General features: G+C 70.8%; 26 protein-coding genes. 10 read left to right on the forward strand and 16 right to left on the reverse strand.

The genetic code is table 11. The features are described 5' to 3' along the window. Positions 1-7 precede the first annotated feature (7 nt). The 3 genes from ATK30_RS06675 to ATK30_RS06685 form a co-directional block, all read right to left on the reverse strand. Complete coding sequence (locus tag ATK30_RS06675; protein WP_101434799.1) at positions 8-442, reverse strand: VOC family protein; 435 nt, start codon at positions 440-442, stop codon at positions 8-10. A 9-nt stretch (positions 443-451) separates the two neighbouring features. Beyond that, on the reverse strand, positions 452-1726 hold the full coding sequence (locus tag ATK30_RS06680; RefSeq protein ID WP_244194539.1) for a S41 family peptidase: 1275 nt from the start codon (positions 1724-1726) through the stop codon (positions 452-454). 84 nt (positions 1727-1810) lie between these two features. Continuing rightward, positions 1811-2836 carry a 6-phosphofructokinase gene (locus ATK30_RS06685; RefSeq protein WP_101434800.1) on the reverse strand — a complete coding sequence of 342 codons (1026 nt, stop codon included), beginning with the start codon at positions 2834-2836 and terminating at the stop codon, positions 1811-1813. A 290-nt stretch (positions 2837-3126) separates the two neighbouring features. On the opposite strand from ATK30_RS06685, the gene ATK30_RS06690 reads away from it, so the two are divergent. Next, positions 3127-4215: a 3-deoxy-7-phosphoheptulonate synthase gene (locus ATK30_RS06690; RefSeq protein WP_101434801.1), complete on the forward strand. Its 1089-nt coding sequence runs from the start codon at positions 3127-3129 to the stop codon at positions 4213-4215. A gap of 547 nt (positions 4216-4762) precedes the next feature. Here ATK30_RS06690 and ATK30_RS06695 read toward each other — a convergent pair. Together ATK30_RS06695 and ATK30_RS06700 are read right to left on the reverse strand one after the other, a co-directional pair. After that, positions 4763-5251 (reverse strand): polyadenylate-specific 3'-exoribonuclease AS, encoded by a 489-nt coding sequence (locus tag ATK30_RS06695; protein WP_101434802.1) that lies wholly within the window; start codon positions 5249-5251, stop codon positions 4763-4765. A 20-nt stretch (positions 5252-5271) separates the two neighbouring features. Then, positions 5272-6033 carry a lysophospholipid acyltransferase family protein gene (locus ATK30_RS06700; protein WP_101434803.1) on the reverse strand — a complete coding sequence of 254 codons (762 nt, stop codon included), beginning with the start codon at positions 6031-6033 and terminating at the stop codon, positions 5272-5274. A 219-nt stretch (positions 6034-6252) separates the two neighbouring features. On the opposite strand from ATK30_RS06700, the gene ATK30_RS06705 reads away from it, so the two are divergent. Genes ATK30_RS06705 through ATK30_RS06720 form a run of 4 tightly spaced genes read left to right on the forward strand, consistent with a single transcriptional unit; the run spans position 6253 to position 9165 of the window. Continuing rightward, positions 6253-7020 (forward strand): alpha/beta hydrolase, encoded by a 768-nt coding sequence (locus ATK30_RS06705; protein WP_101434804.1) that lies wholly within the window; start codon positions 6253-6255, stop codon positions 7018-7020. Further along, on the forward strand, positions 7017-7556 hold the full coding sequence (locus ATK30_RS06710; protein WP_101434805.1) for a hypothetical protein: 540 nt from the start codon (positions 7017-7019) through the stop codon (positions 7554-7556). Before ATK30_RS06705 ends, ATK30_RS06710 begins: the two co-directional genes overlap by 4 nt. A gap of 10 nt (positions 7557-7566) precedes the next feature. Beyond that, positions 7567-8706: a glutamate--cysteine ligase gene (locus ATK30_RS06715; protein ID WP_101434806.1), complete on the forward strand. Its 1140-nt coding sequence runs from the start codon at positions 7567-7569 to the stop codon at positions 8704-8706. A gap of 18 nt (positions 8707-8724) precedes the next feature. Next, complete coding sequence (locus ATK30_RS06720) at positions 8725-9165, forward strand: YdeI/OmpD-associated family protein (RefSeq protein ID WP_101434807.1); 441 nt, start codon at positions 8725-8727, stop codon at positions 9163-9165. Here ATK30_RS06720 and ATK30_RS06725 read toward each other — a convergent pair. Next, the gene (locus ATK30_RS06725; protein ID WP_167441849.1) at positions 9162-9728 is read right to left on the reverse strand and encodes a TetR/AcrR family transcriptional regulator; all 567 of its coding nucleotides are present in this window, start codon (positions 9726-9728) and stop codon (positions 9162-9164) included. The two genes, ATK30_RS06720 and ATK30_RS06725, sit on opposite strands and share 4 nt — an antisense overlap. A 107-nt stretch (positions 9729-9835) precedes the next feature. On the opposite strand from ATK30_RS06725, the gene ATK30_RS06730 reads away from it, so the two are divergent. Then, the gene (locus tag ATK30_RS06730; protein ID WP_101434808.1) at positions 9836-10624 is read left to right on the forward strand and encodes an oxidoreductase; all 789 of its coding nucleotides are present in this window, start codon (positions 9836-9838) and stop codon (positions 10622-10624) included. Positions 10625-10674: 50 nt separating this feature from the next. Here the strand turns inward: ATK30_RS06730 and ATK30_RS06735 are convergent, their stop codons facing one another. From ATK30_RS06735 to ATK30_RS06765, 7 genes are all read right to left on the reverse strand, one after another. Further along, complete coding sequence (locus ATK30_RS06735) at positions 10675-11559, reverse strand: NUDIX domain-containing protein (protein ID WP_101434809.1); 885 nt, start codon at positions 11557-11559, stop codon at positions 10675-10677. Positions 11560-11620: 61 nt separating this feature from the next. Beyond that, positions 11621-12547, reverse strand: coding sequence for an ROK family protein (locus ATK30_RS06740; protein ID WP_101434810.1), 927 nt, complete (start codon positions 12545-12547; stop codon positions 11621-11623). A gap of 15 nt (positions 12548-12562) precedes the next feature. Beyond that, the gene (locus tag ATK30_RS06745) at positions 12563-13045 is read right to left on the reverse strand and encodes a hypothetical protein (protein WP_101434811.1); all 483 of its coding nucleotides are present in this window, start codon (positions 13043-13045) and stop codon (positions 12563-12565) included. Beyond that, positions 13042-14199, reverse strand: coding sequence for an ArsA family ATPase (locus ATK30_RS06750; protein WP_101434812.1), 1158 nt, complete (start codon positions 14197-14199; stop codon positions 13042-13044). The genes ATK30_RS06745 and ATK30_RS06750 overlap by 4 nt, the downstream gene beginning before the upstream one ends. Beyond that, the gene (locus tag ATK30_RS06755) at positions 14200-14637 is read right to left on the reverse strand and encodes an SRPBCC family protein (RefSeq protein WP_101434813.1); all 438 of its coding nucleotides are present in this window, start codon (positions 14635-14637) and stop codon (positions 14200-14202) included. Between the two features lie 27 nt (positions 14638-14664). Continuing rightward, positions 14665-15459 (reverse strand): metallophosphoesterase family protein, encoded by a 795-nt coding sequence (locus ATK30_RS06760; protein ID WP_101434814.1) that lies wholly within the window; start codon positions 15457-15459, stop codon positions 14665-14667. A 9-nt stretch (positions 15460-15468) separates the two neighbouring features. Beyond that, the gene (locus tag ATK30_RS06765; protein ID WP_101434815.1) at positions 15469-15879 is read right to left on the reverse strand and encodes a polyketide cyclase / dehydrase and lipid transport; all 411 of its coding nucleotides are present in this window, start codon (positions 15877-15879) and stop codon (positions 15469-15471) included. A gap of 112 nt (positions 15880-15991) precedes the next feature. Here ATK30_RS06765 and ATK30_RS06770 point away from each other — a divergent pair, with 112 nt between their 5' ends. Next, the gene (locus tag ATK30_RS06770; protein ID WP_101434816.1) at positions 15992-17788 is read left to right on the forward strand and encodes an AMP-dependent synthetase/ligase; all 1797 of its coding nucleotides are present in this window, start codon (positions 15992-15994) and stop codon (positions 17786-17788) included. A gap of 201 nt (positions 17789-17989) precedes the next feature. Here the strand turns inward: ATK30_RS06770 and ATK30_RS06775 are convergent, their stop codons facing one another. From ATK30_RS06775 to ATK30_RS06785, 3 genes are all read right to left on the reverse strand, one after another. Beyond that, positions 17990-18463 carry a YbjQ family protein gene (locus ATK30_RS06775; protein WP_101434817.1) on the reverse strand — a complete coding sequence of 158 codons (474 nt, stop codon included), beginning with the start codon at positions 18461-18463 and terminating at the stop codon, positions 17990-17992. 27 nt (positions 18464-18490) lie between these two features. Beyond that, positions 18491-19585, reverse strand: a complete 1095-nt coding sequence (locus ATK30_RS06780; RefSeq protein WP_101434818.1) for an FAD-dependent monooxygenase — start codon at positions 19583-19585, stop codon at positions 18491-18493. 66 nt (positions 19586-19651) lie between these two features. Beyond that, positions 19652-20890 carry an aspartate aminotransferase type Ic gene (locus tag ATK30_RS06785; RefSeq protein WP_101434819.1) on the reverse strand — a complete coding sequence of 413 codons (1239 nt, stop codon included), beginning with the start codon at positions 20888-20890 and terminating at the stop codon, positions 19652-19654. Between the two features lie 71 nt (positions 20891-20961). Between ATK30_RS06785 and ATK30_RS06790 the strand changes: the two genes are divergently transcribed. The 3 genes from ATK30_RS06790 (at position 20962) to ATK30_RS47645 (ending at position 23455) form a co-directional block, all read left to right on the forward strand. After that, positions 20962-21444, forward strand: a complete 483-nt coding sequence (locus tag ATK30_RS06790) for a hypothetical protein (RefSeq protein WP_101434820.1) — start codon at positions 20962-20964, stop codon at positions 21442-21444. A 44-nt stretch (positions 21445-21488) separates the two neighbouring features. Further along, complete coding sequence (locus ATK30_RS06795; protein ID WP_101434821.1) at positions 21489-22634, forward strand: GDSL-type esterase/lipase family protein; 1146 nt, start codon at positions 21489-21491, stop codon at positions 22632-22634. A 272-nt stretch (positions 22635-22906) separates the two neighbouring features. Next, complete coding sequence (locus tag ATK30_RS47645) at positions 22907-23455, forward strand: MerR family transcriptional regulator (protein ID WP_244194540.1); 549 nt, start codon at positions 22907-22909, stop codon at positions 23453-23455. Positions 23456-23459: the final 4 nt, after the last annotated feature.

Consider the following 23459-nt stretch of genomic DNA (forward strand, 5'->3'; position numbering starts at 1 on the left):
CGGCGGCTCAGTCCAAGCAGAACTCGTTGCCCTCGACGTCCTGCATCGGAATGCAGGACTCGTTCACGCCGTCGGCACGCAGCACCTGGACGATGGAAGCGCCCAGCGCGACCAGCCGCTCGGCCTCGGCTTCGAGGGCCGCCAGCCGCTCGTCGCCGACGAGGCCGGTGCCCGCGCGCACGTCGAGATGGACCCGGTTCTTCACGACGCGGCCTTCGGGCACGCGCTGGAAGTACAGCCGAGGGCCGACGCCGTTGGGATCGACGCAGGCCGCCCACGCACCCTGTTCCTCGGGCGGCAGGGAACGGTCGAACTCGGCCCAGTCGGCGAACCCTTCCGGCGGCGGCGGTTCGACGTACCCCAGCGCCTCGCACCAGAAGCGGGCGACGCGCGCGGGTTCCGCGCAGTCGAAAGTGACCTGGAATTGCTTGACCGACCCCATGCGCTCACCTTACCGGCGGGCGGCGGCGAGTGCCGGATCTTTTCCGGCGGCGAGGTCGTCCGGGGCGAAAACCGGGACGGGGATATCCGGGCCGATGCCGGTGCCGTCGTACGTGCGGCCATGCGGGTCGAGGTACTCCTCGTTCGGCAGCGCCACCTTCCAGCCCGGCTTCGGCAGCGTCCGCTCCAGCAGGTCCGAAAAAGCGCCCTGAGTGGACTGTCCGATCAGGACTGGCCGCGGATGCCGGTTCAGCAGCGCCTGCAGGAAGGTCTCCCCGGCGGAGACGTCCAGGCTGCCGGTCAGGACGGTCAGCGGACCGGTGTAGTGCGGCGCCGCGGCGGGCTGCACGAAGAACGGCTGCGGCACGGTGAACTTCGCCGGGTCGTCGGGGTCGTTGCGGGCGCGTTTGGCGTAGGCGAAATGCGGGACGTCGGTCAGCCGGGCGGCAACCTGCAGGCCGAGCGGATCGTCGCCGCCGCCGTTGACGCGCAGGTCGAGGATCAAGCCGCGCAGCGTGTGCACCCGATCGACGGTGAAAATCTCGTCCAGCGCTTTCGCCAGGACCTTGCTGCTCGCGGCGAAGGTGTCGGCGTAGTCGTGGAATCCGCTGATGCGCAGGTATCCGCGCCCCTCCGGCAAATCCGCGTAGGCGATCGCTCCCTCGGCCCACCGCTGAATCGGTGCGCCGAGGTTCGCGTCGGCTACCGCGATCGCGCGCGGGACGGTCGTTTTCAGATCCGGAGTGCCGGGCAGGGGCGAAGAGCAATGCCGACCGGACGCCAGCAGGCCGACATGAGCGTCGTGCAGCGGACGGATCAGTCCACATAGGACTTCGAAGAGCCGTTCCGGATGTGCGGCGACCTCGCGGCGGGCAGCGTCCCCTTCGGACTTCCAGTCGACGCCTTTCGCGCCGAAAAACGGGTAGTTCTCCGCGAAGGTGTGCCAGAAAACGTCGAACAGGTCCGTGGGCGAATCCCGGCACGCGGGCGGCACCCCGCCGGGAACGCGACGCAACGACCGCACGCCCAGGTTGTCGTCGAAACTCATCCTTCCCGGCCGGACAGTGACGACCGAGCCTTCGTTCGTGGAAAACCTTGTGCCGTCGCCAGTTCCGGAAAGGGTGCCGGGCAAGCAGCTGACCTCGGTGACGTCGTAGGTCGTCAGCTTGCCGCCGGACACCTGGATCAGCTGCCCGTATCCGTCGGTCCGCCACACACCGTCCACAGTGGAGGGTGGAGCCGCGGTCACCGAGAGCATCGTCAAGCCCGCCAGGAAGATTCGCACGAGTCCGACGATAGAAAAAGCCGGGAACGCACGGAATACCGCGCGCCCCCGGCACTGTGGTGGGGTTGCCCCTACCTGAGAGACTCAGCCGAAGAAGACTTCGGCTTCCTGGTACCGCTCCAGCGGAACGGTCTTCAGCTCGGCCGTCGCCTCGGACAGCTTCACGCGGACGATGTCGGTGCCCTTGAGCGCCACCATCACGCCGAAGTCGCCGTCGGCGACCGCGTCGACCGCGTGCAGGCCGAAGCGGGTCGCGAGGACCCGGTCGTACGCGGTCGGGGTGCCGCCGCGCTGGACGTGGCCGAGCACGACCGCACGGGATTCCTTGCCGGTGCGCTCGGAGATCTCGTCGGCCAGCCAGTTGCCGATGCCGCCGAGCCGGACGTGCCCGAAGGCGTCCTTCTCGCCGGTCAGCAGCTTCTCCTCGCCGCCCTCGGGCAGCGCGCCCTCGGCCACGACGATGATCGGCGCGTACTCCTTTTCGAAGCGCTGCTCGACCCACTGCACGACCTGGTCGACGGAGAACTGCCGCTCCGGCACCAGGATCACGCTCGCGCCGCCGGCGAGGCCGGAGTGCAGCGCGATCCAGCCCGCGTGCCGTCCCATGACCTCGATGACGAGTGCGCGGTGGTGCGATTCGGCCGTGGTGTGCAGCCGGTCGATCGCCTCGGTGGCGATGGAGACCGCGGTGTCGAAGCCGAACGTGTAGTCGGTGGCCCCGAGGTCGTTGTCGATCGTCTTGGGCACGCCGACGACGCCGATGCCGTCGTCGGTCAGCCGCTTGGCGACGCCGAGGGTGTCCTCGCCGCCGATCGCGATCAGCGCGTCGACGCCCTGGTCGGCGAGCACCTTGCGGATCTGGTCGACGCCGCCGTCGACCTTGTACGGGTTCGTCCGCGACGACCGCAGGATGGTGCCCCCGCGGGTGAGGATGTCCTCGACGTCGGCGAGGCCGAGCGGCCGGCTGTCGCCGGTCAGCGGGCCCTGCCAGCCGTTGCGGAAGCCGACGAACTCCCAGCCGTGCACCTCGATGCCCTTGCGGACCACCGCGCGGATGACCGCGTTCAGGCCGGGGCAGTCGCCGCCCCCCGTCAGCACACCGACTCGCATTCTGTTGCCTCCGTCTTCCTCGCAGGGAGAGTCCAGTCACAGTCCGCGGACAGCGTAGCGGTTTTCATCTGGATCGGTGCAGGGCGGACCACCTGCCGAATCGGTCCTGGCCAGAGGTCTCCCGGCGGTGTGTTACCGTGGCGGCGTGCAGCGCTATTTCTGGTTTACGAAGCCGGCCCCGGGTGGGCACGGCGGCGTGAACCTGCGCTGACCTCCACCCGAGCCGGATCTCGAACCGGCTCGGCGAGTCCCCCGCGGGTCGGTGTCCACCAGGAAGGAACCACCCGCTCATGAACACCCGCCTCGCCGCCGCCCCCGCCGACGCGAGCACGCTGGACAACCGCCGCACCACGTCGGTCAGTCCCCTGATCTCGCCCGCCCTGCTGCGCGAAGACCATCCCGTGGACGCCGCGGTCGCCAAGGTGGTGCAAACCGGCCGCACGGAAACGGTCGACATCCTCGACGGCCGCGACGACCGTCTCGCCGTGATCGTCGGCCCGTGCTCGGTCCACGACCCGGAAGCCGCCCTCGACTACGCCCGCCGCCTGGCCGCCAAGGCCGAATCGCTGCGCGAAGACCTGCACATCGTGATGCGGGTGTACTTCGAAAAGCCGCGCACCACGCTGGGCTGGAAGGGCCTGATCAACGACCCGGACCTGGACGGCACCTTCGCGGTCAACAAGGGCCTGCGCCTGGCCCGGAAACTGCTGCTGGACGTCTCCGGGCTGGGCCTTCCGGTCGGCTGCGAATTCCTGGACCCGATCACCCCGCAGTTCATCGCCGACATCGTCACCTGGGGCTCGATCGGCGCCCGCACGGCGGCCAGCCAGGTCCACCGGCAGCTGTGCAGCGCCCTGTCCATGCCGGTCGGCATCAAGAACTCGACCGAAGGCGACATCCAGGTAGCCGTGGACGCGACCCGCGCCGCAGCGGCTTCGCACGTCTTCCCCGGCATCAACGTGGACGGCCTGGCAGCCCTCGTGACGACCTCCGGAAACCCGGACTGCCACGTAATCCTGCGCGGCAGCTCCGCGGGCCCGAACTACGACCCGGCGTCGGTCGAGGAAACCCTCGCGCGCCTGGCGAAATCCGGGCTCCCGGAGCGCCTGGTCGTGGACGCGAGCCACGGCAACAGCAACAAGGACCACGTCCGCCAAGCCGAAGTCGTGCAAGACCTGGCCGCCCGGATCGCTTCGGGAGAACGCGGAATCGCCGGGCTGATGCTGGAAAGCAACCTGGTCGCCGGACGCCAGGACCTGGTGCTGGGCCGCTCGACGGAGCTGACCTACGGCCAGTCGATCACCGACGCCTGCATGGACTGGGACACGACCGACGACCTGCTGGACACCCTCGCCGCCGCCGTCCGCACCCGCCGCTGACCGGACCCCGCACACCCTTCCCGCGCGCCGTGAAGGGCCCCTTCACGGACTTAGATTCCCTCAAGGAGCCCTTCACGGACCACCCAACCGCAGCCGGCGCAGCCGATGCGGCTTGGGCACGCGCCGGGCGCGGGGCGCGCCCCGCGCACCCAACGACCATCGGGCCGAAACCCACCGCCCAGCCGCCACCAGCGCACCCACCCAGCCAAGCACCCACCGCCACCAGCGCACCCACCCAGCCAAGCACCCACCGCAGCCAGCGCACCCACCCAACCAGCGCACCCACCGCAGCCAGCGCACCCACCCAACCAGCGCACCCAGCACTCACACCCCGAACCGCAGCCCACGCACCCGACCAACCAGGCACCCACACCACCCCCGCACCCCGATACGAAGCCAAAAACACGGCGCGGGGGTGCTTGTCAAGGCATCTTTCCCGCCTTGACAAGCACCCCCGCGCCGTAGTCACACTCAGCTTCGGGGTGCCCCCAACGAGGCCCGGGTGCAATGTCGCCGCCAGGCGACGAGCCGAACCCCCAAGAACGACTCACCGCCTCCGGAAAGCCTCCTCAATAACCTCCCACCGCTGCAAGTTATGCCGGGCATCAGCCAACGCGTCATGCTGATCCCCAGGCGCAGCAGGCAACTTGGGCTTTCCCGCGTCCTCCCACCTCTGGCGGAGATCCCGGGTGAACCGAGGCAGCTGCCGGGGCAGCGCAGGCATCGGCCCCCACAACTGCGCCAGCGCCACGTGGTCATACGCCGCGAACCAGGCCCACAGCTCGATCCCGCCCGGCGGTTTCCCGAAGAACTCCAGCAGGTCGGTCCGGATCCGCTCCCGGCTCCGCCACGCCGGATCCGCCGGGGACGGCAGCTTGGGCAGCACGTTCTCCCGCACCCAAGCCCCGGCCCGTCCGGGGTCGAAATCGGTGGACACGGCATAGAACTCGCGTCCGCGCTCGTCAACGACACCGATCGACACCAGGTCGATCGTCACGCCGTCCTCGATGAATTCGGTGTCGTAGAAAAAACGCACCGGGGAACTCTAGTAGGGCGCTACCCGGCCTTCGTTTCCGGCACCCGGTCGGCGTCCAGGCCGCGGGCCTGGGCCGGCACCGCGGGCTTGACCCCGGCCGCCTCGGCGGCGAGCAGTTCCTTGGCCTTGGCCGCGTAGATGTCGACGTATTCCTGGCCGGACAGCTCCATCAGCGCGTACATGATCTCGTCGGTGATCGACCGTTCGATGAACCGGTCGCCGGCCAGGCCCTCGTAGCGGGAGAAGTCGAGCGGCTTGCCGAAGCGCACCTCGAGCCGCCGCGGCCACCACATCCGGGAACCGATCGGATTGACCTTGTCCGTGCCGATCACCGCCACCGGGATCACCACGCCGCGCGATTCGAGCGCGATCCGGGCGACGCCCGTTTTGCCCTTGTACAGCCGCCCGTCCGGGGAACGGGTGCCCTCGGGGTAGATGCCGAGCAGGTGCCCGTCCTTGACCAGCCGGATCGCGGTGTCGAGCGCGGCCTGCGCGGCGTTGCCGCCGGAGCGGTCGATGGGGAACTGGCCGACGCCGGTGAAGAACCACTTCTTGAGCAGGCCCTTGAACCCGGGCTCGGTGAAGTACTCCGATTTCGCCGGGAAGGTGACCTTGCGCTTGACCCGCAGCGGCATGAAGAACGAATCCGCGACCGCGAGGTGGTTGCCGGCGAGGATGGCGCCACCCGTCTCGGGGATGTTTTCGGCGCCGACGACTTTGGTGGGCCACAGCGTCTTCAGCAGCGGCCCGATGAACACCCACTTCATCAGCCAGTACAGCACCGGGTTCCAGTCCTTTCCTGCCCGCGCGGGCCCCGGCAGGCCAGGGTACGGAACAAGGACCGCCCCGCACAACGCGAGAGCGGGCGGTCACCCGGGGGCAGCGACCGATCTCACAGCGGAACCGGAAGGATCCTCGCTTCCGCGAGGGGGACCCACAACCCGGCTTCGTCGTGAGAGCATGGGAGGACTCCACCGCTTCGATTCGGAAGGGCGTTCGTGATGGGCGTGCTCGCCGGCGCGGAACCGTTCTCCCACCCGGGTTCCTCCGGGGCCGGCTTCCTGCTCTGCCACGGATTCACCGCGACGCCGCACGGCATGCGCGCCTGGGGCGAGCATCTGGCCCGAGAAGGCTTCGCGGTGCGCTGCCCGCTGCTTCCCGGGCACGGCACGCACTGGCGCGACCTCAACCGGACGACCTGGCAGGACTGGTACGGAACCGTCCGCGAGGCGCTGCTGGCGCTGCGCGCGGACTGCGACCAGGTGTTCGTCGGCGGGATGTCGATGGGCGGGACGCTGACCCTCCGCCTCGCCGAGGAGTTCGGCGCGGACATCTCCGGCCTCGTGCTGGTCAACCCGTCGGTCACGCGGCTGAGCCTCGACGCCAAGGTGCTGCCGCTGCTGTCGCGGGTGGTCCCTTCGATCCGCGCGATCGGCAACGACATCGCGAAGCCCGGCGAGGTCGAACTGGCCTACCCGCGCACGCCGGTGCGGGCCGCCGCGAGCCTCGCCCGGCTGTGGAAGATCGTGCGCGCCGACCTGCCGAAGGTGACGCAGCCGGTGCTGCTGCTGCACTCGCGGGTCGACCACATCGTCGAACCCGAGAACTCGCAGATCGTTCTGGACGGCATCTCGAGCACGAACGTGACCGAGGTGGTGCTGGAGAACAGCTTCCACGTCGCGACGCAGGACCACGACGCGGAGCTGATCTTCAGCCGCAGTGTCGACTTCGCCCGGCAGCTGCGGGCGGGACAGGTGGGTGCCGGATGAACCGGGGGAAAGGCGCGGACGGACCCGAGGACGTCGACGCCACGTTCGCCGAGATCGTGGCCGACCTCCGGGCCGAGGGCGTGGGCGTGTTCCTGGACGAGGACCCGTTCTCCGGCGCCGGCCCCGCGTCCGCCGAGCCCGACGCGTCCGCCAAGTCCGAACCCGAAGCGGGCAGCGCGAAGCCGAAGCCGTCCGCGGACCCGCCCGCCCCGTCCGCGCCGCCGGAGGGCTGGCGCACCGGCGGCGCCGACTGGGACACCACGATGTTCTCCGGCGACCCGGCCGAGGACGACGAGCACTACGTGCCGCCGGAGCCGCCGCCGCTGCCGCGCTGGCGCAAGGGCGCGTTCATCGTGCTGCTGTTCTTCGTCGTCGGGCTCCTGCTGCTGATCGTGCCGAACCTGATCGGGGTCGGCCCCGCGCTCGCCACGCCGCTCGGCATCCTCTCGCTCGCCACCGGCATCGCGCTGCTCCTGCTGCGCGTGCGCCAGGGTCCGCCGCCCGGCGCGGACCCGAGCAACGGCGCCCAGGTCTGACCGGGCGGGCATGCGGATCGACTTCCACGCGTCCCGGCGTTCCACCGTCGGCGCGGAATGGGAACTCGCGCTGGTGGACCGGCGCAGCGGCGAACTGCGGTCGGTCGCGGAGGAACTGCTCGCCGCGGTCCGCCCGGACGACCGGGCCGAGCATCCCCGGATCAAACAGGAACTGCTGCTCAACACCATCGAGGTGGTCAGCGGCGTCTGCCGCACGATCGGCGAGGTGAAACACGACCTCGACGAGGCGCTGGACGAGGTGCACCGGGTCGCCGATCCGCTGGGCGTCGAGGTGTTCTCCGCCGGATCGCACCCGTTTTCCTCGTGGTACCGGCAGAAAGTGACCGACAAGGAGCGCTACGCCAAGCTGATCGACCGCACCCAGTGGTGGGGCAGGCAGATGCTGATCTACGGCGTGCACGTCCACGTCGGGCTCGACCACCGGGACAAGGTGCTGCCGGTGCTCGACGGGCTGCTGCGCTACGCGCCCCACCTGCAGGCGCTGTCCGCGTCGTCGCCGTACTGGTCGGGCGAGGACACCGGGTACGCCTCGAACCGGGCGCTGATGTTCCAGCAGCTGCCGACCGCCGGGCTGCCGTTCCAGTTCCGCGAATGGGCGGAACTCGAGGGCTACGTCGAGGACATGTTCACCACCGGCGTGATCGACCACTTTTCCGAGATCCGCTGGGACATCCGCCCGGCCCCGCATTTCGGCACCATCGAGATGCGCGTGTGCGACGGGCTGCCGACGCTGCAGGAGGTCGGCGCGATTTCCGCGCTCACGCAGTGCCTGGTGGACGACTTCAGCGACCGCCTCGACAAGGGCGAAGCGCTGCCGGTGCTGCCGCCGTGGCACGTACAGGAGAACAAGTGGCGCGCCGCCCGCTACGGGCTGGACGCGATCGTCATCCTCGACGCGGCCGGTCGCGAACGCCTCGTCACCGAAGACCTCTCCGAACTGCTGGACCGGCTGGAACCGGTCGCCAAGCGGCTGGACTGCGTCCGCGAACTGCGCGATGTCGAGAACATCCTCCGCGTCGGCGCGAGCTATCAGCGGCAGCGGGCGGTCGCGAAGCAGTACAACGGATCCTTGAAGGCCGTCGTCGCCGCGCTGGTCACCGAGATGCGCGACGGCGTCCCGCACGCTTAGCTGGCCCGGGAGGCAGCGATGTCGCATACGTTCCGCACGCTCGTCGAGCTCAACGGCAAAACCGCCACCGGCTTGCGGGTCCCGGCCGAGGTGGTCGAGGCGCTCGGCCAGGGACGGAAGCCGAAGGTCCGGGTGACGATCGGCCCGCACACCTACCGGAGCACGGTCGCGGTCTACGCCGGCGAGTTCATGCTGCCGCTCAGCGCGGCGAACCGGGAGGCGGCCGGGGTCGCCGCCGGGGAGACGGTCGAGGTCACGCTCGAAGCGGACCTCGCCGAGCGGACGGTCGAGGTGCCGGACGACCTCGCCGCGGCGCTGGCCGAACGGACTGGCGCGCGGGCCGCGTTCGACAAGCTTTCCTTTACCGCACAACGAGAACGCGCCGAAGCCGTCACCTCGGCCAAACTTGCCGAGACCCGGCAGCGGCGGATCGCGAAAATCGTCGCCGAGCTCGCCTAGCTCACCGTCAGGCCTGGCTTGCCGAAGCCGCCGAGCACGGTGTCGACGACGCGGGTCGCCAACGCGTCCGGGTCGTCGGAGTCCTGGTCCTGCGCCGCTTCGTGGATGAGCGCGCAGTACACACGGCGCGCCCACACCAGGTCGACCCCGGGCCGCAGCGCGCCGCTCTCCTCCAGCCGCCGGAAGAACACGTCGCACTGGGCGACGACGTCCGGGGTCAGGACGCCCTCTTCCGCCGGGTGCGCGTTCATCGCGAAGCCCCACCGGAGCTTGACGCGCAGCACGTTCGCGGTCACCTGGTAAAGCGCGACCAGCGGCGGCGTGACGTCGGGACGGACGCTGGCGAGCGCGTTCTGGAACTGCTGCGTCGCCCAGAGAGTCATGGCGTCCACCAGCGCTTCCCGGCTGGCGAACCGGCGGTGCACGGTCGTCCGCGAGACGCCGGCGGCCTCGGCAATCTGCTCCATGGTCGCCGCCGGGTTGTCGCTGAGCACGCGTTCGGCGGCCTCGAGGATCGCCTGGGCCGTCCGTTCCGAGTCCGCGCGCCGGGCCCGTTTCTCCATGCCGCTCAGTTTACGCCACGGTTGCCATTCGGCACTTAGTTGCGTCACTGATGTTGCAACTGCTAGCTTAGCTGCATCGTCATTGACACACTTTGGGGGTTGTCCCGATGGACCTGCAGCTGACCGGCAAGACCGCCGTCGTCACCGGAGCGAGCCGAGGAATCGGACTCGCCACGGTTTCCACGCTGATCGGCGAAGGGATGCGAGTGGTGGCCGCCGCCCGCACGATCACGCCGGAGCTGAAGGAAACCGGCGCGGTGCCCGTCGCGGTGGACCTCTCGGCTCCAGACGGCCCCGGACAGTTGATCGACCAGGCCGTCGCGGAGCTCGGCGGGCTGGACGTCCTGGTGAACAACGTCGGCGGCGGCGACAGCGCCAGCGGGCAGGCCGGAGGTTTCCTGGCGCTCACTGATCAGCAGTGGACGGACATGCTGGAGCTGAATTTCCTCGCCGCGGTACGGGCTTCCCGGGCCGCGCTGCCGCATCTGGTCGAGCGCCGGGGCGCGATCGTCACGGTTTCCTCGAACGGTGCGCGGATGCCGCACTCGGGCCCGATCGCTTACACCACCGCGAAAGCCGCGCTGACCGCGTTCGGGAAGGCGCTGGCGGAGGAGTTCGGACCGCGGGGCGTACGGGTCAACACTGTCTCGCCCGGACCGGTTCGCACTGCGCTGTGGGAAGGTCCGGACAGCTACGGCGCCGAGCTGGCGTCGTCGATGGGGTTGTCGCACGAGGATTTACTGGCCGGGCTGCCCGCCGGTGCGGGGATGCTGACCGGCCGCCTGGTCGAACCGGATGAGGTGGCCACGTTGATCGCGTATCTGGCGTCGCCGCTGGCCGCGAGCATCACCGGGGCGGACCACCTTGTCGACGGGGGATCGGTGAAGACCGTGTGACGGCTGCTTGGCGCGCCGACACTCTTGGCTCGCCGGCTCAGTGCCCGCGATCAGTGCCCTGGACGGCGTTCGCCCAGCTCCCGCAGCAACGTTCCCGGACCAAGCACCCGCGCGCCCAGCTCCCCGACCCGGCCCCGCAATTCGCGGTCCGCCGTCACCACCACGACATGATCATCCGGACGCTGCCGCGCCACGGCGGTCACCTCGACGATCTTCGAATCGCCGTCGGTCTCCGCCGCGACGACCTCGACGCCCGGGATCGGTTCCACTCCCCTGGCCTTGCCCTCGACCACCAGCACCACGCGAGGCCACCAGGACCACGCCGGTCCCGCGCCGATGCCCGCCACGTCGTCGCGCAGACCGCGTTCGGCGGGGGCGGTCAGCTGGTCGCGCAACCGTTCCGCGGCGCCGCGGCGGTCGCGCCACCAGCCGTCCGGGCGGGAGCCCATCACGTTCGCCGCGTCGACCACCAGGACCAGTTCCCGGCCCAGCTGCTCGCGCAGCACCGGCCAGGCGGCGGCGAAATCGCGGTGGAGGTCGAGCGCGGCCACCTCGTCCGGCGGGACCCAGCGCATCTCGGCGCTTTCCTCGTTCGCGACCTGGGCCTGCAACGCGCTGTCGGCCAGGCCGAGGACGGTGGTGTACTGCCATTCGCCGTGGTCGAGCACCGAAGCGGACATCGCGCGGAACGCCGACGCGGGGATGGCGGCTTCTTCCCACGCCTCCCGGGCAGCGGCCTCGGGCACCGTCTCGCCGGCTTCGAGCGCGCCGCCGGGCAAGGCCCACGTGCCGCCGTTGTGCACCCACCACGCACGTTGCTGCAACAGCACGCCGCGGCGGGGATCGCACAACAACAACCCGGCCGCGCCGAACGCGCCCCAGTGCTGCCTGCCGCAGGAACACCGCACGAAGCGGTTGGCGGTCATCGGCGTCACCCGGCCCAGCCTTCCACAGAACGTCGTGCGTGTTAATCCCGGCAAGAACCGTGATCAGCACTCACAACGTGTCCATCGCCAGCGCCGCCGCCCCGACGATCGCCGTGTCGTCCCCGAGGTGCGCCGTGCGGATCCGGGCCAACGGCCGGTGCCGCGCGCCGGTGATCGCCCCGGCGTAGTGCTCCCGGGCCTCGTCCAGAAACAGCGGCGCGGACTCCGACACTCCCCCGCCGATCACGATGATCTCCGGGTCGAAGACGTCCGCCACCAGCGCCAGTCCCTCGCCCAGCCATTTCGCCAGTTCTGCCATGGCGCGCAAGGCGATCGGGTCGCCGTCGCGAGCCGCGCGGGCCACTCGGCGGCCGGTGACCGAGCCGGGGTCGCCGGCGATTTCCCGCGACAGCACGGTGGAACGGCCGGGGTATCGCGCCAGCAGCTCGACCGCGGTCGCGGCCAGCGCCGTACCGCTGCAGTAGCGCTCCCAGCATCCGTACTTGCCGCACGGGCACGCGCGGCCGTCGCGCACCACGGTGAGGTGGCCGAGTTCCGGTGCGACTCCGTGCGCACCGCGGTAGATCTCGCCGTCCAGCAACAAACCCGCGCCGATTCCGGTGCCCAGCGCGACCAGCGCAGCCACCCTCGCACCGCGCGCGGCGCCGAAGCGGTGTTCGGCCACGACCGCCGAATTGACGTCGTGCTCCAGTGTCACCGACAGGCCGACGCGCTTCGCGATCCGGTCCGCCACCGGGGCGTTGCGCCAGGCGAGATGCGGCGCGAACATCACCGTGCGGCGGTCGCGGGCCACGAAACCGGCCACGGCCAGGCCGACCGCGGCGACGTCGTGCCGGTTGCGCAGGTCCTCGACGACCCCGGCGATGGCGTCTTCGAGCGCGTTCTCCTCGCTCGGCGTCCCGACGCGCGCCGTGTCGAGCAGCGAGCCGCGCTCGTCCACGACGCCGGCGCGCACGCTGGTGCCGCCGACGTCCACCCCTACGGTCAGCAATCAGTTCTCCCGCTCCGGCTGCCACTCCGCGCGCTTGCGGACGGCGATGTGCTGGACCCGCGACGACGGCTCCGAAAACGCTCCCGCCCCGGTCGGCGCGGGCGGATGCGCGGCGGGCCGGAACCCCGGCATGTGCACGCCCTCCTCCGGCTCCCACCGGTCCGCGAGCACCGCCCGCAGCAGCGCGACGAGCTGGGCGGCCTGTTCGAGGACCCTGGCCACGAACTCCGGCCGCTCACCGCGCACGACGGCGACGATCGCACACAGCGGGCACCACCCGCATCCCGAAGTGCTGTCCTCCACACCGGACGCGCCCGGCTCTTCGGGGCCGGTGCGGTCTCCGTGTCCGGCGGCCATGACGCCTTCCAGCCACGGCGCGGCGCGTTCGATCACCATCTCGACCAGCAGCCGGATCTCCTCGGCCAGCTTCAGGCCGTCGGAAAACGACCCCGCGTCGTGCTCTTCGCGGTGTTCTTCGCTCATCCGGGTTCCCGGTTCCCGGCCAGGCTGACCACCAGGCCGTCGGCGTCGGATTCCGCGCCGGTGATCCGGCACGGGCGCAGCGTCTCGGGCAGGGCGACGAGCCTGCGAAACCCGTCCACGGTGATCGCCAAGTCGTCGTCCACGCGGGCGAGGTCGACCGCCGAGTCCCTTTCCAGCGGGAGCGCGATCCGCAGCCGGAAGCCGTCCCCGTCCGGGGCGACGGACAACAGCGGCGTGACCGGTTTTCCGTTGCCGGACAACGGATCCCGGCTGCCGTACAGCTCGCGGGCCAGCTCGGCGAGCGCTTCCGCGCCCACCGGTTCGCTCGCCCGGTGCTCGACGCGGGCCAGCTCCTCCGGGCCGAATCCGGCCTCGGCCAGTTCCGCCAGCACCGCGTCCTGCTGCTCGCGCCGGGTGCGCAGCCACTTCGCCGCCGAACCGCGCCAGAACCCGGGCGCGGGCATGAGCCGGTTGGCGATCAGGCCGTCCACCGCGATGCCGCGCAGCGCGAGCGACGTGAGCGTGCGCCGGGCTTCGGCGACCACCACTCGTTCCGGTGTCAGCACCAGCCGCACAGTCGTCACGCGTGGGTCGGTGAGCAGCTCGCGCAGCGCGTCGAGATGCGCGCCGAGCCGCCGGACCGACGCCGCGACGCGCCGGTTGCCGAACACCCGGCCCAAGTAGCCCGACACGGCTTCCGGCAGGGAAAGCAACCGCAGCGTCTCAGCGGTCGGACCGCAGTCGACCACCACGGTGTCCCACGGCCCCTGCGAAGCCAGCCGTCGCACCTCGCTCAGCGCGAGCAGCTCGTCGACGCCAGGCAGCACGGTCAGCTCTTCCGCGTCCAGGACGTCCAGACCGGCCCCGGCCAGCACTTTCCGCAGTTCGCCGCGCAGCTCGTGCCAGGTGCGGTCAGCCAGCGCCCGGGAGTCCACCTGCGCCGCCCACAGACCGGGCGGCGTGCCGTCGCGGCGGAGGTCCACTTCGGAGGGTTCATTGCCGAGCGGCGTGCCGAACGCGTCGCCGAGCGAATGCGCCGGATCGGTGGACACGACGAGGGTCTTCCTGCCGCGGCCGGCCAGCGCGGCAGCGGTAGCCGCGGCGAGCGTCGTCTTCCCGACACCCCCCTTGCCGGTGAACAGCAGGATGCGCATCTAGCCCTCGGCCCTGCGCTTGAGCTCCTTGAGCGCCGTGTCCATGACCATCTTCTCCGCCTTGCGCCGCAGCAGGCCGATCATCGGCAGGGCCAGCTCCACCGACAGCGTGTAGGTGACGCGGGTGCGCCCGCCGCCGAGCGGTTCGAGCGCGTACCGGCCGTTCTGCGCCTTCTGCATCTGGCCCTTGACCAGATGCCAGCTGACTCCGAGACCGGATTCGTCCCAGTCGTACTCGAGCGTGTACACGTCCTTGATCGGCCCGGCGTCGAGGGTGAGCTTCACCTGCTTCGCCCGGCCCGCGTCGTCGGTCGCGAGCACCTCGGTCTCGCGGACCGCCTTGGCCCACTCCGGGTACGCGGGGAAATCGGAGATCACCGACATCACCCGTGCGGGCTCGGCGTCGACCTCGATGGACTGCGTGGACTGCTCGGCCATGGGACGAAGCGTAGCCGGAGAGCACAGTCACCAGCGCAGCACGTAGGGCTGCCCGGTCTCCTTGAAGTGACCTACGTTACGGCACTCGGTGTGCCCGACCCGGCGCCGCACGGCCAGCGGCTGGTGCACGTGCCCGAACACCGACCAGCGCGGACGCTGCCGCTGGATCAGGTCCAGCAGCGCCTTCGACCCGAGTTCGGCACGGCGCGCGACCACGTCGTAGGTCAGTTCGGGCACCGCGGGCGGGATGTGCGTGCAGAGGACGTCGACCTCCTCCAGCAGCGAAACCGCCGCGTCGAACTCCTCGCGCGCCCGCAGGTACGGCCGCCACGCCGCGCCCTTGCGCGGACGCGGGAGCACGCCGTCGGGCAGCACCGCGCCGCCGGCGAAGCCGAACCGCAGGCCGCCGATGGAGACGACCTCGCCGTCGACCAGGTGCACGCCCTCGCCGGCGAAGTCCGGCCACGCCGACGGAGCGTCGACATTGCCGGGGATCGCGTACGTCGGCGCGGTCATCGAGGCGAACAACGTGGAGTACTGCTCCCGGATCGCTTCGTCGACCGCAGCGGCCGGATCGTCCAGGGTGGCCCAGAGCGTGCGCGAGTAGGCGACCGTCTCGTCCCTGGTGCCTTCGCGGCGCAGGCGGGCGAACTCGCCGACCTTCTCCGCGCCGAACAGCACGCCCATGATGCCTTTGTCGTGGTCGTGGTAGTCGACGAAGTCGAGCAGGTCGCCGAGCACGACCAGCGCGTCCGCCCCGTCCCCCGCCCGCTTCAGCGCGTCGGCGTTGCCGTGCACGTCCGAAACGACGTGAACCCGCACAAGAGCCTCCTACTCGACGGTCCGGGGCGGAACCCCCGGCTCGCGCCCGTCCTCGAGGATCTCCTTCAGCCCCAGCGCCACGTCCTTCGCCGCGCGCGCCCGCCGGTCGAATTCGCGGCGCAGTTCGCGCGGGCTCAGCTCGCGCGGGACGCCGCGGGGACCGGCCGGCGTGGCCCGCAGGAAGTAGTGCAGGACGGTGCCGTCGAGAACGGGTTCCAGCCAGACCTCCATGGTACCGATCAAGGCGCCCGTGACGGTCCAGCGCAGTCCCTTGTCCCCCCGGTCGGTGTAGACCCGCAACTCCAGGTCGGGCCAGTACCGCCGCCACGAGCGCGGGTCGGCGAACGCCGCCGCGACGGTGGACGGGGGCACCACGAGGAAGGTCTCGTCGACGAGATCGAGAGCTGGTGGTTCGTGCACCCGGACACGATGTCACGACCTCGCCGCGCGCCCCGTGCCAGCATGGTCTTAAGGTCTACGGCACGCTAAGTTGACTGGCGGGTAACCGCACGCGTCGAACACGGAGGTCCACGTGCGCGAATACAGCGCCCCCGCCGGGAAACCGGTGACCGACGACGAGAACCTGGCCGATGTCGTCTGGGCGAACGCGGAGCGGTTCTCCGACGTGGTCAGCTTCCGCAGGCAGGTCGAGGGCACCTGGCTCGACGTGACCGCGAAGGACTTCGCCGACCAGGTCGCGGCCGTGGCCAAGGGCCTGATCGCGGCGGGCGTCGGGCACGGCGACCGGGTCGCGCTGATGTCGAAGACCCGCTACGAGTGGACGCTGGTCGACTTCGCGATCTGGGCCGCCGGCGCGATCACCGTGCCGATCTACGAAACGTCTTCGCCCGAACAGGTGTACTGGATCCTTTCCGATTCGGCGGCCAAGGCCGTCGTCGTGGAGACCTCCGCGCACCGGAAAGCGGTCGAGGAGGTCAGCGGGCGGCTCAGCACACTGGAGCACACCTGGCAGATCGAGGGCGGCTCCCCCGCGGTCGACGAGCTGACCGCGCTGGGCGCCGAGGTCTCCGACGAGGACCTGCACACCCGCCGCCGCGGCGTGACCGCGAACGAGACGGCCACCATCGTCTACACCTCGGGCACCACCGGGCGGCCCAAGGGCGTCGAGCTGACCCACCGGAACCTGCTCGCCGAGATCCGCGCGGACATCGAGGCCTTCCCGGAGCTGATGGAGCAGGGCAACTCGCTGCTGTGCTTCCTGCCGCTGGCGCACATCCTCGCCCGCGCGATCGCGATCACCGCGCTCACCGCCCGCGTCACTCTCGGCCACACGCCGGACGTGAAGAATCTGGTCCCGGACCTCGGCACCTTCCGGCCGACGTTCGTGGTCGCCGTGCCGCGCGTGTTCGAGAAGGTCTACAACACCGCCAAGCAGAAGGCGCACGCCGACGGCAAGGGCAAGATCTTCGACGCCGCCGAGGCCACCGCGGTCGCGTACAGCGAGGCGCAGGAAAAGGGCGGCGCCGGGCTCGGCCTGCGCGCGAAGCACCTGATGTTCGACAAGCTGGTGTACGGCAAGCTCCGCGCCGCGCTGGGCGGCCGCTGCATCGCCGCGGTGTCCGGCGGAGCCCCGCTCGGCGCACGGCTGGCACACTTCTTCCGCGGCATCGGCGTGCCGGTGTTCGAGGGCTACGGCCTCACCGAAACGTCCGCCGCGGCGAACGTGAACACCAGCGCGGCGTTCCGCGTCGGCACCGTCGGGCGTCCGGTCGCGGGCACCTCGGTGCGCATCGCCGAGGACGGCGAGGTCCTGCTCAAGGGCGACGTCGTGTTCGGCCGGTACTACAACAACCCGGAGGCGACCGCGGAAGCTCTCACCGACGGCTGGTTCCACACCGGCGATCTCGGCGAGCTGGACGAGGAAGGCTTCCTCAAGATCACCGGCCGCAAGAAGGAGATCATCGTGACGGCGGGCGGCAAGAACGTCGCCCCGTCCGGGCTCGAGGACACCATCAAGGCCGCGCCGCTGGTGAGCCAGGTGATGGTGGTCGGCGACCAGCGGCCGTTCATCGCCGCGCTGGTGACGATCGACGAGGAGTACTTCCCGGCCTGGAAAGCCCAGCACGGCAAGCCGGAAGCGGCGACGGTCTCCGAACTGGCCGACGACGCGGACCTGCGCGCGGAGATCCAGGCGGCGGTCGACGAGGCGAACAAGCAGGTGTCGCACGCGGAGGCGATCAAGAAGTTCACCGTGCTGGCGAACGACTTCACCGAGGCGGGCGGCGAGATCACGCCGAGCCTGAAGCTGAAGCGGAACGTGGTGAACAAGAACTACGCCTCCGACATCGAGGCGCTGTACCGGAAGTGACCCGGACGAAAGAAGGCCCGCACCATTCCCGGTGCGGGCCTTTTTCGTCCGTCACGCCTTGGCCGAGTCCTTCGTCTCCGCGATCAACGGGTTGCGCACCGGGGCCGCTGTCCGGGGCGGAGAAGACGTTTTCCGGCCTCGCCCGCTAGCGCCAGTGCATCCACCGGACGGCCGGACGCACGGGCAAGCCTGCCGTGGCGCTCAGGCCTGCGGCGGCTGAGCCTGGTATTGCTGCTGCGGCGCCTGCGCGTACTGCTGCGGGGCCTGCTGCTGGTGCGGAGCCTGCTGCTGGGGCGCCTGCTGTTGCTGCTGCTGCGGAGCGCCCTCCGGGACCACGTACACCGCGGTGCCGTACGCGGCGATTTCGCTGGCCGTGCCGGCGATCTCGTTGCAGTCGAAGCGCAACGCCAGCACCGCGTTGGCCCCGTGCTGCATGCCTTCCTGGCACAGCCGGAAGAGGGCTTCGTGGCGCGAGTCGGACAGCAGCTTCGTGAGCCCCTTGAGCTCGCCGCCTCCCATCGCCTTGAACCCGGAGCCGATGTTGGAGAACATGTTGCGGCTGCGGACGGTGAGCCCGAAAACCTCGCCGAACACGCGGACTACGCGGTACCCGGGCAGATCGTTCATGGTCGACAGCAGGATCGGGAACTGCTGAGGTGGCGCGGCTTGAGTCATGCGCGGATCGTATCGTCGGCGGGCCGCTCACGCTGTGATTCGCGCGGTCCAGTCCAGATGATGCCGGTATGCCCAGCCTCGCTCGCCGCCGACGTCCTGGCCCGCGCTGGCCGCCACGAGCTTCTCGACCCGGGCGCGCCGCAGCCGGTCGTAAGCGGCGAACGCGGCGGGCGCGTCCGGCAGATCGCGCAGGCACTGGCCGAGCACCACCGCGTCTTCCAGCGCCATCGAGGCGCCTTGCCCGGCCGCCGGGGAGGCTGCGTGCGCGGCGTCTCCGGCCAGGACCATCGACGACGTCGACCACACGCGGGTGGTCGGCAGGTCGTAGGAGTGGCCGCCGTGCACGTCGTCGCCGGTCGCGGCCACGATCGCGGCGCACGGCAGCGGGTCGTCCGCGAAGGCGGCATGGGTGAACTCGCGCCAGCCTTCCGGGGTGACGGCGGCGATCTCGGCGCGCGAGCGTTCGCGGTCGGGGACGCGCGCGAACCAGTACGTCGCGCCGTCCGGGTCGGTGGTGTAGCCGAACGCGGCGCGGCTGCCGCGGAACATGCGGTAGATGCCGGGCGCGGCGGGAAGACCTTCGGCGCGGGTGTAGCCGTAAACGACGGTCAAGCCGGTGAAGCGCGGCGGCTCGGCGTCGGGGTCGATGAGCGTGCGGACGACGGAATGCAGACCGTCCGCGCCGACGAGCAGATCGCCGGACGCGGTGGTGCCGTCCTGGAAAGTGGCGGTGACGCCGTCGGCGGCGGAGACCAAGCGTTTGCCGTGGACGATCTCGATGCCCCGCCGTTCCGCTTCTTGTTGCAGCGCACGGTAAAGCGCCGCGCGCGTGAGAGTGCGCGGGCCGTCGAGTTCCGGGTCGAACTCGTGCGCGCCGAGCGTGGTTCCGTCCGGGCCGACGAGCTCCATGCCGGTGGAAGCGAAGGACGCCTCGATCACCGGGGTGTCGGCGTCGATTGCCCGCAACGCGTTCATGCCGTTGTGCATCACGACGAGAAACGCGCCCGCGTCCGCTCCCCCGCTGGGATGCGCCTCGTACACGACCGGCTCATGCCCGGCGAGCCGCAGCGCCATCGCCGTGACCGTGCCCGCGACTCCGCCGCCGGCGATCAAAACCCGCATCGTGCCCCCCTGGATACGACTGTGCCGCCGCCACCGTAGCGGGTGGCGGCGGCACAGACCGGTCGATCAGGCGCGCTGGGCGACCGCGAGCCGCACGCAGACGGCGAGGGCGCGGACGGCCTCCTCCACCTCGGCCAGCTCGGGGAAGGTCGGCGCGATGCGGATGACCGCGTCGGCCGGGTCGTTGCCGTACGGGTGGGTGGCCCCGGCCGGGGTCAGCGCGACGCCCGCCTCCTTGGCCAGCCGCACGACCTCCTTCGCGGTGCCCTCGGGCACGGTCAGCGAGATGAAGTAGCCGCCGGTCGGCTTGGTCCAGGACGCCAGGTCGCTCAGCTCCTCGGTGAGGATGCGGTCGACGGCGGCGAACTTGGGCGCGATCAGCTCCGCGTGCTTGCGCATCAGCGCGCGGACGCCGTCGGCGTCCTTGAGGAACAGCGCGTGGCGCAGCTGGTTGACCTTGTCCGGGCCGATGGTGCGCTTGCTGAGCACGCTCTGCCACCAGGCGAGGTTGGCCTCGGACGCGCCGAAGAACCCGACGCCCGCCCCGGCGAAGGTGATCTTCGAGGTGGAGCCGAACACGAACGCGCGGTCCGGGTTCCCGGCCTCGGCGCAGAGGGCGAGGATGTCGGCCAGCTCCGGCTCGTCGTCGGTGAGGTGGTGCACCGCGTAGGCGTTGTCCCAGATGATCCGGAAGTCCGGCGCGGCGGCCGGCATCGCGGCGAGCCGTCCGGCGACCTCGGCGCTGAAGGTGACGCCGGTCGGGTTGGAGTACTTCGGCACGCACCAGATGCCCTTGACCGCGGCGTCCTCGGCGACGAGCCGCTCGACGACGTCCATGTCCGGGCCGGTCTCGGTCATCGGCACCGGGATCAGCTCGATGCCGAACCGCTCGGCGAGCGCGAAGTGCCGGTCGTAGCCGGGCACCGGGCACAGCATCGCGATGCGGGGCTCGTCGGCCCAGCGGCGCGGCGCGCCCGGCAGGGTGCTCAGCATCGCCTGCGCGATGGTGTCGTGCATCAGCTCCAGGCTGGAGTTGCCGGCCGCGAACAGCTGGTCCACCGGCACCTGCAGGGCGCCGGCGAAGACGCGGCGCAGCTCCGGCAGCCCCTTGAGCCCGCCGTAGTTGCGGGTGTCGGTGCCGTCCTCGGCCTTGTACTGGCCGTTCGGCAGCGTCAGGAGATCCGCGGAGAGGTCGAGCTGCCGGGGCGACGGCTTGCCGCGGGTGATGTCCAGGGACAGGCCGCGCTCGACCAGCGCGGCGTAGTCGCGACGGGCAGTGTCGACATCGACAGGAGCTGTGGTCATATCACCACGCTAAACCGCTCGCGCAACCCAGTTCGGGTGACCCCCGGCTCCGGTGGGCTAGCGTGGGGCGCGTGCGGTACCTGGTGCATGCCGAGCAACGGCAGTTTTCCTTGCGGGACAAGGACGCCTGGCGTCCCGGCGACGGCGGGTGGACCGACGAGGCGGTGTCGGAGCACCGCGTCGCGGTAGAGCCGTCGTCGCTCTCCGTGGCGACCGCGCGGTCCGACTGGGTCGAGGTCGACGTGTCGGTCGCCACGTCCGCGCCGCCAGTGCTGCCGGACGCGTCCCACGTGGTGGAAGCCGATCTCGACGTCCCCGGCGGCGAGGCGACGCTGGCCGGTCCCGCCGATTACGCCGGCCGGGAGCACCGGATCGCGGTCCCGCCCGGCCGGTACCGGGTCCGAGTGTCCTATGTGGAGAGCGGGCCGCCGGACGCGGAATGGCACGACCACGAGTTCGGCGAGCATTTCCGGTACGTGCTGGACCTGTGGCCGTCCGCCGAGGCCGCCCCGGTCGCCGTGGTGCGCCAGGGCGCCGGGGTCTGGGACGGCTGATATCCCGTTGGCGGCGCGCCGCCGCGGACGGCAGACTCGGCGGCATGCAGTGGATCACCACCGAGATCGGCGAAGAGTTCGTGCGCGGTGCACTCGAGCTGGAACGCACGCCGCAGGGCTTGCTGCCGCACCGGCTGACCGCACGCGCGCGGGCGCAGAACACCGACAGCAGGCTCGCGATGGCCGAGACCCAGCCGTCCGGCGTGCGCTTGGCGTTCCGGACCGAGTCGAGCGCGATCGAACTGGACACCCACCGCACGAAGGTCGGCTATGTCGGCGTGCCGCCGCTGCCGGACGGCGTGTACGAGCTGGTGCTGAACGGGCGCCCGGCAGGGTCCGCGACCGTCTCCGGCGGCGACGAACTGATCCTCGACATGATGACCGGCGCCGGCGAAACCCGCCCCGGCCCGTCCGGCACGGTCCGCTTCTCCGACCTGCCTTCCGGCGTCAAGGACGTCGAGATCTGGTTGCCGTACAACGAAACCACTCGGCTGCTGGAACTGCGCACCACCGCGCCGGTCACTCCGCTGCCGCCCGCGCGACGCGTCTGGCTGCACCACGGCAGCTCGATCAGCCACGGCACTGGTGCGGCGGGCCCGTCGCAGACGTGGCCCGCGCTGGCCGCCGCCGCTGCCGGGGTGGACCTGATCAACCTGGGCTTCAGCGGGAGCGCTTTGCTGGACCCGTTCACCGCGCGGGCGATGCGGGACACGCCCGCGGACCTGGTGAGCGTGAAGCTCGGGATCAACGTGGTGAACGCGGACCTGATGCGGCTGCGCGCTTTCGGCCCGGCCGTGCACGGGTTCCTGGACACGATCCGGGAGGGGCATCCGGACGTTCCGCTGGTGGTGATTTCGGCGCTGCTGTGCCCGATCCACGAGGACACGCCGGGTCCGGGCGCGCCGGACTTCAGCAGCGGAACGCTCAAGTTTCGCGCGACCGGCGACCCGGCCTCCGTGGCGGAGGGGAAGCTGACGTTGAAGGTGATCCGGGAAGAACTGGAACGGGCCGTTCGCGCTCGGGAAGATCCGGCGTTGCATTACGTGGACGGGCTTTCGCTGTACGGAGAAGAGGATTTCGCCGCACATCCGCTGCCGGACGCGCTGCACCCGGACGCGGCTACGCACCGGTTGGTGGGAGAACGGTTCGCGAAGCAGGTCTTCGGGGACGGCGGTCCGTTCGCGGAGTGAGCCCGGTGGCCTCTTGCTGTCGCGATCCTCGCCAGCGTCCGCCGAAGGTCCGTGAAGGGCTCCTTGCGGGAATCTGATTCCCGCAAGGAGCCCTTCACGGACCGCCTCGCCCGGACCGGTCCGGAGACGTCCGCGTCCAGCGTCACCGCGGCGGTGCAGGCGGCGGTGTCCGCGACGGTCGTGAAATCGCAGGGCTGGTCGCCGTCGCCCCAATAGCTGAACGTTCCCTTCTCCCAGTCCACGATTTCCAGGAACGGCGCGGTCATCACCTCGTGAAACGCTCCGCTGAGGACGGACGTCACCTGAACCCCGGCGCCCGCGAACGCCTGCACCGCCGAGACGACCACGTCCACGCCGTCCAGCGCGCGGTCGGGGCGTTCGAGCGTGCCCGGCACGATTTCCGCTCCCCGTTCCTTCAGCGTCCGCGCCGCTTCGGCCCCCGCGCTCCCAGGCCGGACCAGCGCACGCACCTGCGCGCCGCGGCGCAGCAGGCTCGCAGCTGTCCCAGCGGACCGGCGTCGACGAGCAACTCCTGCGGTACTACGAAAAACAGGGCCTGCGCCCCGAACGGCTACCGCGACTACGCGGAGGCCGACGCCGGAGCGGTGCGGCGCATCCGGGAACTGCTCGCCGCGGGCCTGCCGACCGCGACCATCGCCGAGATCGGCTCGTGCGTGCGGGACGAGCCGCTCACGCCCGCCTGCGACGGGGTGCTCGAAAAGCTGCGCGGCGAACGCGACCGCATCGACGCGCCGCTGGCCCGGCTCCAGTCGTCCCGCGCGGCGCTGGACACAGTGATCCAGCGCCGGGCCGCGACCTGACGGT

Source organism: Amycolatopsis echigonensis (genome assembly GCF_002846615.1).
Lineage (GTDB): Bacteria > Actinomycetota > Actinomycetes > Mycobacteriales > Pseudonocardiaceae > Amycolatopsis > Amycolatopsis echigonensis.